Genomic DNA, 13,655 nt, shown 5'->3' on the forward strand with positions numbered 1-13,655 from the left:
CCATCGCCAGCAGGCTGGCTCCCACAGGTCAATCATCGTTTATCAGGTCTTTCATATGCGTATCAAAGTCCACTGCCAAAACCGCATCGGCATCCTTCGCGACATTCTCAACCTGTTGGTGGAGTACGGCATCAACGTCGCTCGCGGTGAAGTGGGCGGTGAGCATGGCAACGCCATCTACCTGCACTGCCCGAACCTGATCAACATTCAGTTCCAGGCGTTGCGTCCGAAATTCGAAGCAATTGGCGGGGTATTTGGCGTCAAGCGTGTAGGGCTGATGCCCAGCGAGCGTCGGCACATGGAACTCAATGCGTTGCTTGGCGCCCTGGAGTTTCCGGTGCTGTCGATCGACATGGGTGGCTCCATCGTGGCGGCCAACCGGGCGGCGGCGCAGTTGCTGGGTGTGCGGGTCGATGAAGTGCCAGGGATGCCGTTGTCGCGCTACGCCGAGGATTTCGACTTGCCGGAACTGGTGCGCGCCAATAAATCGCGAATCAACGGGTTGCGGGTCAAGGTCAAGGGCGACGTGTTCCTGGCCGACATCGCGCCGCTGCAATCGGAGCATGACGACAGCGAAGCCATGGCCGGTGCCGTGCTGACGCTGCACCGCGCCGACCGGGTGGGTGAGCGCATCTATAACGTACGCAAGCAGGAGTTGCGCGGTTTCGACAGCATCTTTCAAAGTTCGAAAGTGATGGCGGCGGTGGTGCGCGAAGCGCGGCGGATGGCGCCACTGGATGCGCCGCTACTCATAGAAGGTGAAACCGGTACTGGCAAAGAACTGTTGGCGCGTGCCTGCCACTTGGCGAGTCCGCGCGGGCAGTCGCCGTTGATGGCGCTCAATTGCGCCGGCTTGCCGGAGTCCATGGCCGAGACGGAATTGTTCGGTTATGGCCCCGGTGCCTTCGAAGGGGCGCGGGCCGAGGGCAAGCTCGGGCTGTTGGAGCTGACGGCGGGCGGTACGTTGTTTCTCGATGGCGTCGGGGAAATGAGCCCGCGCTTGCAGGTGAAACTGCTTCGCTTCTTGCAGGACGGATGCTTCCGTCGTGTCGGCAGTGATGAAGAGGTGTATCTGGATGTGCGGGTGATCTGCGCGACCCAGGTCGACTTGTCCGAGTTGTGCGCGCGCGGCGAGTTTCGCCAGGACCTTTATCACCGCTTGAACGTGCTGTCGCTGCACATTCCGCCGCTGCGCGAATGCCTCGATGGTTTGACGCCGCTGGTGGAGCATTTCCTCGATCAGGCCAGTCGGCAGATCGGTTGCCCGCTGCCGAAACTGGCGCCAGCGGCCATGGATCGCCTCAGTCATTACCATTGGCCGGGCAACGTTCGGCAGCTGGAAAACGTGCTGTTTCAGGCGGTTTCCCTGTGCGAGGGCGGGACGGTCAAGGCCGAGCACATTCGTCTGCCGGACTACGGCGTGCGTCAGCCGCTTGGCGATTTCTCGCTGGAGGGCGGGCTCGACGAGATTGTCGGACGCTTCGAGAAAGCGGTGCTGGAGCGGTTGTACTCCGAGCACCCGAGCAGTCGGCAGTTGGGTAAGCGGTTGGGGGTTTCTCATACCACCATTGCCAACAAGTTGCGTGATTATGAGGTCGGCAAAGACAACACCTGACTCTGTGGTGAGGGAGCAAGCTCTCTCACCACGGGTGTTTGTGTTGCTTCAACTGGTCAAGCCTTGCCACTTACCGGCATAACACCGCCGGTTTTTCGTCTCTGATACAAACCCCCCAATCCCGCTCAATCCCCTCAAGTCCTTTGTTTGCCGGGCCTCGCGCCGTGAAAAACAAGTTGGTCTGCAAATTGCTTATGCCCTCGTCAGTACAGCAGTGGGCGGCAAACGTCCGGCAGGCAGAGGAAAGATTGTGGACAAGTACCTTTATGTGGCAATGACCGGCGCCAGCCAGAATGCACTGGCGCAGAAGGCTCATGCCAACAACCTCGCGAACATCTCCACCAACGGCTTCCAGAAAGACCTGGAGCAGGCGCGTTCGATGCCGGTGTTCGGCGACAGCTTTCCGGCGCGTGCGTTTGCCATGTCCGAACGCCCGGCCACCGACTTCTCTCCCGGCTCGCTGGTGCAAACCGGCCGCGACCTCGATGTCGCCGTGCAAGGCAACGGCTGGCTGGCGGTGCAGAACCCCGATGGCGGCGAAAGCTACGTGCGCACCGGCAGCCTGGTGGTTGACGCGTTGGGCGTGCTGCGTGCCGGCAACGGCATGCCGGTGATCGGCAACGGCGGCCCGATTGCCGTGCCGCCCGAGCAGCAGATCGAAGTCGGCGAGGACGGCACCATCAGCATCCGTGCGATGGGTGAAGGCCCGCGAGTGATGGCGGAAGTTGACCGCATCAAGCTGGTCAACCCGGACTTCAAGAACATGACCAAGGGCCTGGACGGTTCGATCCACACCAAGGACGGCAGGCCGGCGCAAGCCGATGCCAACGTCAAACTGGTGTCCGGTTTTCTTGAGTCGAGCAACGTCAACGCCGTGGACGAAATGACCTCGGTACTGGCCTTGGCCAAGCAGTTCGAACTGCACATCAAGATGATGAACACCGCCAAAGAAGACGACCAGGCCATGGCTCGGGTCTTGCAGATCAGCTAATTACCAGAACGTCGCGCCGTAAAACAGGCGCACGAGGAGAATCGAATGCTTCCGGCTCTATGGGTTGCCAAAACCGGTCTGTCCGCCCAGGACACCAACCTGACCACCATTTCCAACAACCTGGCCAACGTGTCGACCACGGGTTTCAAACGTGACCGCGCCGAGTTCCAGGACTTGCTCTATCAGATCAAGCGTCAGCCAGGCGCCCAGTCGACCCAGGACAGCGAACTGCCGTCGGGCCTGCAACTGGGTACCGGTGTGCGCATTGTCGGCACGCAGAAGAACTTCAACGCCGGCAGCCTGCAAACCACCGAGCAGCCGCTGGACATGGCCATCGACGGTCGCGGTTTCTTCCAGATCCTGCAACCGGACGGCACCACGTCCTATACCCGCGACGGTACCTTCCACCTGGACTCCAACGGCCAGATCGTCAACGCCAGCGGCTTTGCCCTGGAACCGGCGATTGTCATTCCGAACGACGCCCAGACCTTCACCGTCGGCAAGGACGGCACCGTGTCCATCACCGTCGCCGGCAACCCGGCTTCCCAGGTGATCGGCAACCTGCAAACTGCCGACTTCATCAACCCGGCCGGCCTGCAAGCGGTGGGTAACAACCTGTTCCTGGAAACGGCCGCCAGTGGTGCACCGCAAGTCGGTACCCCGGGCCTGGCCGGTTTCGGTACCACCCTGCAGAACACTCTTGAAACGTCCAACGTCAGCACCGTTGAAGAGATGGTCAACATGATCACCACTCAGCGCGCCTACGAGATGAACTCCAAGGTGATCTCCACCGCCGACCAGATGCTCTCGTTCGTAACGCAGAATCTGTAATCAAGTCTATGAGGCGGTCATGCGACCGCCTGCAACACCGTGAGGTAAGGGTCATGAATCGCTTCGTTTCTGTTCTGGCATTGAGTGGGATCACTGTGCTCGCCGGCTGTGTCGGTCCGACACCCAAGCCCAATGATCCTTACTACGCCCCGGTGTTGCCGCGCACGCCGTTGCCGGCTGCGGCGAACAACGGTTCGATCTACCAGGCCGGTTTCGAGCAGAACCTCTATAGCGACCGCAAGGCGTTTCGCGTGGGTGACATCATCACCATCACGCTGAACGAGAGGACCCAGGCCAGCAAAAACGCCAACTCGCAAATTGGCAAGAACAGCAAGGCCAGCATCGGCCTGAGCTCGCTGTTCGGCTCCACCCCCAGCACCAACAACCCGTTCGGCAGTGGCGACCTGAGCCTCGACGCCGGCTACGAAGGCGACCGCTCGACCAAAGGTGACAGCAAGGCCGCGCAGGGCAACACCCTGACCGGTTCGATCACCGTGACCGTGGCTGACGTGTTGCCCAACGGCATCATCGCGGTACGTGGCGAGAAGTGGATGACGCTGAACACCGGTGATGAACTGGTGCGAATTGCCGGGCTGGTGCGCGCTGACGATATCTCCACCGACAACACCGTGTCGTCGACCCGTGTCGCCGATGCGCGCATCACCTATTCGGGCACCGGTTCGTTTGCCGATGCGAGTCAGCCAGGCTGGTTCGACCGTTTCTTCCTCAGCCCGCTGTTCCCTTTCTAGGTGGCTTTCCAGTTGAGCATGTTGAACTTTAGACACCTGATGGTGGCTGCCCTGATGCTGTCCGCATCCTTCAGCGCTCAAGCCGAGCGGCTGAAGGACATCGCCAGCATTTCCGGCGTGCGTTCCAACCAATTGATCGGCTACGGCCTGGTGGTCGGGCTTAACGGCACCGGTGACCAGACGACGCAAACCCCGTTCACCCTGCAAACCTTCAACAACATGCTTTCGCAATTCGGCATCAAGGTGCCGCCGGGTTCGGGCAACGTGCAGTTGAAGAACGTCGCGGCGGTGTCGATCAGTGCCGACCTGCCGGCGTTCGCCAAACCGGGACAGCAGATCGACATTACCGTAGCGTCCATCGGTAACTCCAAGAGCCTGCGTGGTGGCACCTTGCTGCTGACGCCGCTCAAGGGTATCGACGGCAACGTCTATGCGGTGGCCCAGGGTAACCTGGTGGTGGGCGGTTTCGATGCCGAAGGCCGCGACGGTTCGAAAATCACGGTCAACGTTCCGTCGGCCGGTCGCATCCCTGGCGGTGCGTCGGTTGAACGAGCCGTGCCGAGCGGTTTCAACCAGGGCAACAGCCTGACCCTGAACCTCAATCGATCCGACTTCACCACGGCCAAGCGCATCGTCGACAAGATCAACGACATGCTCGGCCCTGGCGTGGCGCAAGCCATCGACGGCGGGTCGATCCGCGTGACTGCGCCGCTCGATCCGAGCCAGCGTGTCGACTATCTGTCGATCCTCGAAAACCTCGAAATCGATCCGGGCCAGGCGGTGGCGAAAGTCATCATCAACTCCCGTACCGGCACCATCGTGATCGGTCAGAACGTCAAGGTTTCCCCGGCCGCCGTCACTCATGGCAGCCTCACCGTGACCATCACCGAAGACCCGATCGTCAGCCAGCCCGGCCCTCTGTCCAATGGCCAGACCGCCGTGGTGCCGCGCTCGCGGGTCAACGCCGAGCAGGAAGCCAAGCCGATGTTCAAGTTCGGCCCGGGCACCACCCTCGACGAAATCGTCCGTGCGGTGAACCAGGTCGGCGCAGCGCCGGGTGACCTGATGGCCATCCTCGAAGCTCTGAAGCAGGCCGGCGCGTTGCAAGCCGACCTGATCGTGATTTAAGGACGGCGATCCTATGGACATGTTCAAGAGTGGGCGGGTCAGCAGCAGCGATTCGGGTGCGTTTTCCGACCTGAACCGACTGAACCAGCTCAAGGTCGGCGACAAGAACAGTGACGCCAACATGCGCAAAGTGGCGCAGGAATTCGAATCGCTGTTCCTCGGCGAGATGCTCAAGTCCATGCGCTCGGCCACCGAAGCGCTGGGCAAGGACAACCCGCTCAACACCGCCGAGGCCAAGCAGTATCAGGAAATGTACGACCAGCAACTGGCCGTTTCCATGTCCCGCGAGGGCGGTGGCATCGGGCTCGCGGACGTGCTGATGCGACAGATGTCGAAGAACAAACCGCTGGCGCCTGGTGAAGCGGCGACGTTGTCCGCTGCCAAGCAGGAGGCTGCGAAAGCCGCTGCGCATACGCCGATCGCGGCGGGCACGGTGGCGGTCAACGGGCCGCTGTCGCGAGTCAACGGTCAGCGTCCGTTGTGGGCTTCACGCTCGGTCAGTGCACCGACAGGCGAGGGTGCTCACATCAATGACATGGCATTGATCAATCAGCGGCGCCTGGCATTGCCACCGAAACTGGCTGATCGCTTGCTCGCCGGTCTGGTGCCTTCCGCCACGCCGACAGCGACGGCGAGTGCGGCCGTCAACAAGACGGCATTGCCGGAGCGCACCGTTATCTCCGGTACCGGGCCTTTGTATAACGGTGACTGGTTGGCCAATGCGCAGGCGGCAGCGAACGGCGGCTTGCAGATTCACGGTCGCGCCATCGCGCAGATTCCACTGGCGCCAGCGAAAAAAGCGTTCAGCTCAGCAGACGAATTCGTCAACACCATGCTGCCGATGGCCAAGGAAGCGGCCGAGCGCATTGGTGTCGATCCGCGTTACCTGGTGGCCCAGGCTGCCCTGGAAACCGGCTGGGGCAAATCGGTCATGCGCGCCCAGGACGGCAGCAGCAGTCACAACCTGTTCGGCATCAAGGCCAGCAGCAGTTGGAAGGGGGATTCGGCGCGAGCGATCACCAGCGAATTCCGAAATGGCGAGATGGTCAAGGAGACGGCCGAGTTCCGTTCCTATGCCTCTTACAAGGACAGTTTCCATGACCTTGTGACGTTGTTGCAGACGAATAATCGCTATCAAGATGTCGTGAAGTCGGCCGATAACCCAGAACAGTTTGTACGCGAGTTGCAAAAGGCCGGTTACGCAACCGACCCGGACTACGCAAGCAAGATTTCGCAGATAGCCAAGCAGATGACGAGTTACCAGAACTACGCTGCGGCGGGCGTTTCCACCACGCCTTTATAGGCATAAGGTCATAAGGTCTGAACCATGAGTTTGCTCAACATCGGAATGTCGGGTTTGTCCGCTAGCCACGCTTCGTTGGTGACTACCGGTAATAACATTTCCAACGTCGATACCGTCGGGTACTCGCGCCAACAAACCGTGCAGAACAGCAAAAATTCTATTCAGCACGGCAATGTGTTCATTGGCACCGGTACTACGCTGGCCGATGTGCGTCGGGTGTACAACAGCTACCTCGATGCGCAGTTGCAGACCACTACCTCACTCAACAGCGATGCCCAGGCCTATCTGGGACAGGCGACCCAGGTCGACAAGTTGCTGTCCGACAGCGGCACCGGTGTGACCAAGACCTTGCAATCGTTCTTCGCGTCCTTGCAGACCCTGGCCGGCAACTCCAACGACAACGCCGCACGCCAGGCATTGTTGACCAATGCTCAGGGCCTGAGCAGCCGCTTCAACGCGATCTCCCAGCAGTTGAAACAGCAGGGGTCGTACATCAACGATCAGTTGGGCTCGATGGCCGAACAGGTCAACAAACTGGCGTCGACCGTCGCGGCCTACAACAAAAAAATCGCCGAAGTCAGCGGTTCGGGTGGCACCCCCAACGAACTGCTGGACCAGCGCAACGAAACCATTCGCCAGCTCAACGAGCTGGTCGGTACTCAGGTGACTGAAACCGAAGGCCGCCTCGATATCTATCTGGGCAGCGGCCAGCCACTGGTGGTCGGTGATACGGTCAACACATTGCGCGTGGCGCCGGATCCTGCCGATCCCACTCGTTCCGCGATCATCATGGATCGCAATGGCTCGTCGGTGGATATCACGTCGGTGATGAGCGGCGGCGAGATGGGCGGTCTGGTGCGTTATCGCAACGAAGTGCTGACGCCAGCCGTCAATGGCCTGGGTCGCATCGCCATGGTCGTGGCCGATCAGGTCAACAAGCAGTTGGGCCAGGGCCTGGATCAGAACGGCAACTTCGGCGCGAATCTGTTCAACAACATCAACAGCTTGAAAGCCATCAGCGAGCGCAGCATCGCCAACGCCGGCAACAACCCGGCATCCGGTAACCTGAACGTCACCATCAAGGACACCAGCAAACTGGCGGCCAGTGATTATCAGGTGACCATCACCGCGACCGGTTACAACGTGCGTCGCCTGTCGGATAACTCCGACATGGGCAACTTCGCTTTTGCGACACCGCCTGCCGCCGATCCGGTTATCGATGGTTTCAGCCTGAGCATCAATTCGGGCACCGTGGCCGTCGGCGATTCGTTCAAGATCACCCCGACCCGCAGCTCTGCCGCCGACATGACCACGGTCATGACCGACACCAAGACCCTGGCCACGTCCGCGCCACTGACGTCGACCAAAGCGTCGGGCAATGACGGTACCGGTGCTGTCAGCCAGCCGAACCTGACAACGTCTCTGGATATCTACGATCCGGTCCAGCGCCTGGAAGTGCAGACGGCGGTCAAGGCTTCGATGCCTGTTCGCATGCTGATGACCAGCGCCACGGCGTATGAAGTGTTCGACTCCAAGGGCAACAGCATTGGTACGGGCAACATCGTCCCCGGTCAGAACAACGACCTGAACATTGCCGTGCCTTACACCGATGCCGGCGGCAACGCCAAAACCTTCAATGTGGCAATGACGGTCAGCGGTAGCCCAGCCTCGGGCGACAGTTTCAACATTGCCATGACGGCGGCCGACAGCACCGACAACCGCAACGCGCAGTCGCTGCTCGCCCTGCAAACCAAGGCTACGATCGGCGCCAGCGCCACCAGCCCGGGCGTGAGTTTTACTGAAGCTTATGGTGGTCTGGTGACGACCGTGGGTTCCCTCACCAAGCAAGCTCAGCTGGATGGCACGGCCACCGACACCATTCTGACCGGTGCGCGCAATGCCCGTGACTCGCTGTCGGGCGTCGACCTCGATGAAGAGGCGGGCAACCTGACCAAATACCAGCAGTACTACACGGCCTCTTCGCAGATCATCAAGACTGCGCAGGAAATTTTCAGCACCCTGATCAATGCCCTTTAAGGAGCCGTAGAACATGCGCATTTCTACCGCACAGTATTACGCCACGACGGCCGCCAACTATTCTCGCAACCTCCAGAATGTGATGAAGACGGCCGAGCAGGCCAGTAGCGGCGTCAAGCTCGAAACGGCGGCGGATGATCCTGTCGGTGCGGCCCGTCTTCTGCAACTTGAGCAGCAGAAAGCCATGCTGGGTCAGTACACCACCAACATCAGCGCGCTGGGCACCGCCCAGGCGCAGGAAGAAAGCGTGCTGGACAGCATCAATAATGTGCTGCAAAAAGTCAGCGAGTTGGCGATTCGGGCGGGTGGTGGTTCGTTGAACGACGATGATCGCAAGTCCATCGCCGCTGAACTCAAACAGTCCGAAGAGCAATTGCTGAGCCTGATGAACAGCAAGGACGCCAACGGCAAGTTCATTTTCTCCGGTGCCAGCAATAACACTCAGCCGTTCGTGCGCAATAGTGACGGCACTTACAGCTATCAGGGCGACCAGACCCAGCTGGAATTGAAGATCGGCGATTCGATGTCCCTGGGGCTGAACGATACCGGTTGGGAAGTTTTCCAGCAGGCGATCAACGCCGCTCGCAGCACCACCACCATGACTGCGCCGGCCGTCAATGACGGGCGGGTTGACTTGTCCCCGGGTCTGGTCAGTTCCGGCCCGGCCTTCGATGCGAGTTTCCGCAACGGCCAGCCTTACACCATGGCGTTCACCAGCAGTACGCAGTTTGTGATTACCGATGCTCTGGGTAATGACGTGACGGCTGAGGCAACCGGTGGCGGCAAGTTTGATCCGAATGTCAAGGGTGGTTCCGACGTCAACTTCCGTGGCGTGACCTTCAAGCTGGACATCACTTTCCAGGCTGGCGACACTCCGGCTGACTCGGCTTCCGCTGATGCGGTGATCGCCGGTCACAGCTTCCAGTTGGCGGCCAAGCCGGACAGCTTCGTCGCCAATCGTGCCCCGGGTAATGCCTCGACAGCGATCATCACCCAGACCGCGGTGACCAATGCTGCCGATTACCAGAGCTTCTTCCCGGAAGGCGGAGCGGTGCTGAAGTTCACGGGGCCCGGGACCTTCGAGCTCTATACCCGCCCTTTGACCAGCACCAGCACTCCGGTCACCACCGGGACTGTGGTGGCTGGCGTGGCGACCGCGGCTGGTGTGAGCTTCACTTTGGGTGGTACACCGCCTACGCCAGCGGCAGGCGATCAATTTGATATCGCGGTCAATACCCACCAGACCCAGAACGTACTCGATACTATTAGTCAGCTGCGTTCGGCGCTTGATGCGCCAACCCAAGGCAACCCTGTCGCCCAACGTTTTCTGGAAGACACCGTTGCTTCAGCCATTGCCAACCTGAATAACTCGAAAAACCAGGTCGACCTGGCGCGCGGCGCGATCGGTGCACGGGGTAATGTGATGGATATGCAGGCAGACCAGAATACGAGCTCCGGTCTGATCAACGAATCGTCGGGCAACGCGATCAAGAATACCGACCCGGCCGAAGTGCTGACACGCCTGACCTTGCAGCAAACCATGCTGAACGCCGCGCAACTGGCGTTCGCCAAGGTTTCCCAGTTGAGCCTGTTCAACAAGCTTTGAGTCGGTCTTGACCGCTCGCGGCCAGTCCCTGTCATAGGGGGCTGGCTTTTTTTTGCTTTTTTTTCAGCCGGTGGCGGAGCTGAAGAGGCGGGATCTGGACCATAAAATCAAATAAAGCACCGATCTCTGAGTGACCCGTCAGTCAAAACGCGCATCTTCACTGTATCCTGTCTGCGGGCGGTGAAAGGTGGCGGACTGTTCAAGGCGTTTGCTTGAGCGCCGACGATGCCAGGCCCTGACTGTAGACGCCCTCGATTCAGCGAGCGGCGATGTTCAGCTGTTTATTATTGGGAAGCCATAATGATTGGCATAAAAAATATTGCGAGTTACGTGCCGGCAACCGGGGTTGATAACTACGCCCAGGGTGCAAAGTTCGACAAGGATGAAACCTTCATCCTTGGCAAGATCGGTTCGGCTTTTCTGCCGCGCATGGATGCCGATCAGGAAACGTCCGACCTGTGTGTCGAAGCCGCCAACGCGCTGTTCGCCGCCAGTCCAGCGCTCAAGCGTGAATCCATCGACTGCCTGATCGTCGTCACCCAGAACGGTGATGAAGAAGGGCTGCCGCACACCGCTGCGATCGTTCAGGACAAGTTGGGCCTGCCGACCCACGTTGCCGCTTTCGATATTTCCCTCGGCTGTTCCGGCTACGTGTACGGCATCTACGCGATCAAAGGCTTCATGGAAGCGGCGGGGCTGAAAAACGGCCTGCTGATCACCGCTGACCCGTATTCGAAGATCGTCGACCCGGAAGACCGCAACACCACGATGCTGTTCGGCGATGCCGCCACCGCGACCTGGATGGGCGAAAACGCTGTCTGGCAGCTGGGCAAGTCGAAGTTCGGTACCGACGGTTCCGGCGCGCCGCACCTGAAAGTCACCGACGGTGTGTTCTTCATGAATGGCCGCCAGGTGTTCAACTTTGCCTTGCTCAAAGTCCCGGCGCATTTGCATGAGCTGCTGGACGAGTCGAATCTGCAAGCTGGCGACATCGATGCTTTCTGCATTCACCAGGGCAGCGCGGCCATCGTCGATGCCGTGGCGCGTCGTTTCGAAGAAGGCGAGCCGGAGAAGTTCGTCAAGGACATGCTCGAAACCGGCAACACGGTTTCATCGAGCATTCCACTGCTGTTGCAGAACCACGTATTCGATTCCAAATGGACGCGCGTGGCGATCAGCGGCTTTGGCGTGGGCCTTTCGTGGGGATCGGCGATTCTTTATCGCGGCTGATCAACCCAAACGCAGGCACAAAAAAACGCCCGGCAACCCACGTTGCCGGGCGTTTTGCGTTTTTCTGGCGCCGATTTTTTGTCTGTAAAGCCTTGAAAATAAAGGGCTGGCACGCTGCCATTAAAAAATTCGAAAAAACCCCTCAAGCAAACGGGTCCCACGACGATAACTATTACGTAGGTTCTCTAGGCCAAACCCGACGGATGTCAGGGCCGGAAGCCGAAGTATCCATCCAACGAGGATTTCGTCATGGCTTTAACAGTAAACACCAACCTTGCATCGCTGAACGTTCAAAAGAACCTGACCCGTTCCTCCGACGCTCTGCAAACTTCGATGCAACGCCTGTCTTCCGGCCTGCGTATCAACAGCGCTAAAGATGACGCTGCTGGCCTGCAAATTTCCAACCGTCTGACCAGCCAGATCAACGGCCTGCAGACCGCTATCAAGAACGCCGGTGACGGTATCTCCATCGCGCAAACTGCTGAAGGCGCGATGCAAGAGTCCACCAACATCCTGCAGAAAATGCGTACCCTGGCTCTGGCTTCCGCGAACGGCTCGCCAAGCGCTGAAGACCGTAAGTCGAACAACGCTGAATACCAGGCACTGACTGCTGAACTGACCCGTATCGCTACCACCACTACCTTCGGTGGTCGTAACCTGCTGGACGGTTCTTTCGGTACTACCCAGTTCCAGGTAGGCGCCAACGCCAACCAGACCATCAACATGTCTCTGGGCGACGTATCGGCTAACAACATCGGCTCCCAGCAGCTGAAGTCCGTGGCTATCGCACCAAGCGCTACCGGCGTTGCCGGCGGTGCACTGGCTATCACCGGTGGTGGCCAGACCGCTAACGTAACTGTTGCTGCAGGCCAGTCTGCCAAGGCTACCGCTGCTCAACTGAACGGCGCTATCGGTGGCCTGTCGGCTACTGCCAGCACTGAAGCCCAGTTCACTGTAAACACCGCTGCGATCCTGGCTGCTACCCCTGCCAGCGCTAACTTCACTATCCAGGTAGGCAGCGGCACCGCAGTCAACATGGTTGGTGTTACTGACACCGCAGGCCTGGCTGACCAACTGAAGTCCAACGCTGCGAAGCTGGGTATCAGCGTTAACTACAACGCCACCACCAACAACCTGGAAGTCAAGTCGGATACCGGTGAGAACATCACCCTGAACGCTGGCGACGCCGGCGCAATCGCTGGTATCAGCGTTGCCGCGAAAAACGGTGCTGGTGTTTATGGTGCTGCTGTTCCTGCTGCCGCTACCGCCATCCAGGTGACCGGTGCCGTATCCCTGAACTCCACCAACAGCTACTCGCTGAGCGGTGCTGGTGCAACCGGTCTGTTCGTTGCTGCCGGTACTACCGTCAGCTCGGCCAAAACCACCGTCAACAACACTGACGTGACCACTGCTACCAACGCGCAAAACGCTGTTGATGTGATCACCCAGGCTATCGCCAACATCGACTCCCAGCGTGCTGACCTCGGTGCTGTACAAAACCGTTTCGACAGCACTGTGGCCAACCTGCGCAGCATCTCGGACAACTCCACTGCTGCTCGTGGCGTGATCCAGGACGTCGACTTCGCGTCGGAAACTGCTCAGCTGACCAAGCAACAAACCCTGCAACAGGCTTCCACCGCGATCCTGTCCCAGGCTAACCAGCTGCCATCCGCTGTACTGAAGCTGCTTCAGTAATTCCAGCGCTTGGTGACTGACGGAAGGGCGCGTTTACGTGCCCTTTCGTCTTTTCCGTGATGAGGAGATTTAGCATGGACATGAGCGTCAAGTTGAACCTGTCTTATCCGGCCGTTGCGCCGCAGAGCGCAGTGTCGAGTGTTACCGCCAATCAGGATCAGCCCAAGGTTGAAGCTGTTGCGTCATCGGGCTCAGAGCCCAAGCGTGACGACCTGCAAAAAGCCGTGACCGATATCCAGGAATTTGTCCAGGCTGCCCAGCGCAAACTGGATTTTTCCATTGATGATTCCTCCGGCCGGATCGTGGTCAAGGTTATCGCCACCGAGACCGGTGACGTGATTCGCCAGATCCCCTCGGAAACCGCATTGAAACTGGCACAAAGCCTATCGGACGCCAGTAGTTTGTTGTTTGACGACAAAGTCTGAACTGGCATGAATTTTGTTGCTGTCGCTGATTAAGATGCGCTTAGT

Annotated in this window: 11 protein-coding genes; all 11 read left to right on the plus strand. The window is 59.4% G+C overall.

The annotated features are described in order from the left end of the window. The first annotated feature begins 55 nt into the window (after window positions 1-55). Window positions 56-1,615, plus strand: coding sequence for a sigma-54-dependent transcriptional regulator (locus M5G20_RS10990; protein WP_150734918.1), 1,560 nt, complete (start codon window positions 56-58; stop codon window positions 1,613-1,615). A 250-nt stretch (window positions 1,616-1,865) separates the two neighbouring features. After that, window positions 1,866-2,606: a flagellar basal body rod protein FlgF gene (locus tag M5G20_RS10995; protein ID WP_150734917.1), complete on the plus strand. Its 741-nt coding sequence runs from the start codon at window positions 1,866-1,868 to the stop codon at window positions 2,604-2,606. Window positions 2,607-2,651: 45 nt separating this feature from the next. Continuing rightward, the gene (gene flgG / locus M5G20_RS11000) at window positions 2,652-3,437 is read left to right on the plus strand and encodes a flagellar basal-body rod protein FlgG (RefSeq protein ID WP_008055493.1); all 786 of its coding nucleotides are present in this window, start codon (window positions 2,652-2,654) and stop codon (window positions 3,435-3,437) included. A 53-nt stretch (window positions 3,438-3,490) separates the two neighbouring features. Beyond that, window positions 3,491-4,186: a flagellar basal body L-ring protein FlgH gene (gene flgH / locus M5G20_RS11005; protein WP_075948910.1), complete on the plus strand. Its 696-nt coding sequence runs from the start codon at window positions 3,491-3,493 to the stop codon at window positions 4,184-4,186. A gap of 18 nt (window positions 4,187-4,204) precedes the next feature. Next, window positions 4,205-5,314, plus strand: coding sequence for a flagellar basal body P-ring protein FlgI (locus M5G20_RS11010; protein WP_273919153.1), 1,110 nt, complete (start codon window positions 4,205-4,207; stop codon window positions 5,312-5,314). Between the two features lie 13 nt (window positions 5,315-5,327). Continuing rightward, the gene (gene flgJ / locus M5G20_RS11015; RefSeq protein WP_273919154.1) at window positions 5,328-6,617 is read left to right on the plus strand and encodes a flagellar assembly peptidoglycan hydrolase FlgJ; all 1,290 of its coding nucleotides are present in this window, start codon (window positions 5,328-5,330) and stop codon (window positions 6,615-6,617) included. Between the two features lie 24 nt (window positions 6,618-6,641). Then, window positions 6,642-8,654 (plus strand): flagellar hook-associated protein FlgK, encoded by a 2,013-nt coding sequence (gene flgK / locus M5G20_RS11020; RefSeq protein WP_273919155.1) that lies wholly within the window; start codon window positions 6,642-6,644, stop codon window positions 8,652-8,654. 13 nt (window positions 8,655-8,667) lie between these two features. After that, entirely contained in the window at window positions 8,668-10,260 is a 1,593-nt protein-coding gene (locus M5G20_RS11025; RefSeq protein ID WP_273919156.1) for a flagellar hook-associated protein 3, read from the plus strand. 300 nt (window positions 10,261-10,560) lie between these two features. Further along, the gene (locus M5G20_RS11030) at window positions 10,561-11,490 is read left to right on the plus strand and encodes a ketoacyl-ACP synthase III (protein WP_075948905.1); all 930 of its coding nucleotides are present in this window, start codon (window positions 10,561-10,563) and stop codon (window positions 11,488-11,490) included. A 249-nt stretch (window positions 11,491-11,739) separates the two neighbouring features. After that, window positions 11,740-13,185 (plus strand): flagellin N-terminal helical domain-containing protein, encoded by a 1,446-nt coding sequence (locus tag M5G20_RS11035; protein WP_273919157.1) that lies wholly within the window; start codon window positions 11,740-11,742, stop codon window positions 13,183-13,185. 74 nt (window positions 13,186-13,259) lie between these two features. Beyond that, the gene (locus M5G20_RS11040) at window positions 13,260-13,610 is read left to right on the plus strand and encodes a flagellar protein FlaG (RefSeq protein ID WP_273919158.1); all 351 of its coding nucleotides are present in this window, start codon (window positions 13,260-13,262) and stop codon (window positions 13,608-13,610) included. Window positions 13,611-13,655: the final 45 nt, after the last annotated feature.

Origin of the sequence: Pseudomonas sp. TNT2022 ID1044 (assembly GCF_028656895.1) — a bacterium.
GTDB classification, from domain to species: domain Bacteria; phylum Pseudomonadota; class Gammaproteobacteria; order Pseudomonadales; family Pseudomonadaceae; genus Aquipseudomonas; species Aquipseudomonas reinekei.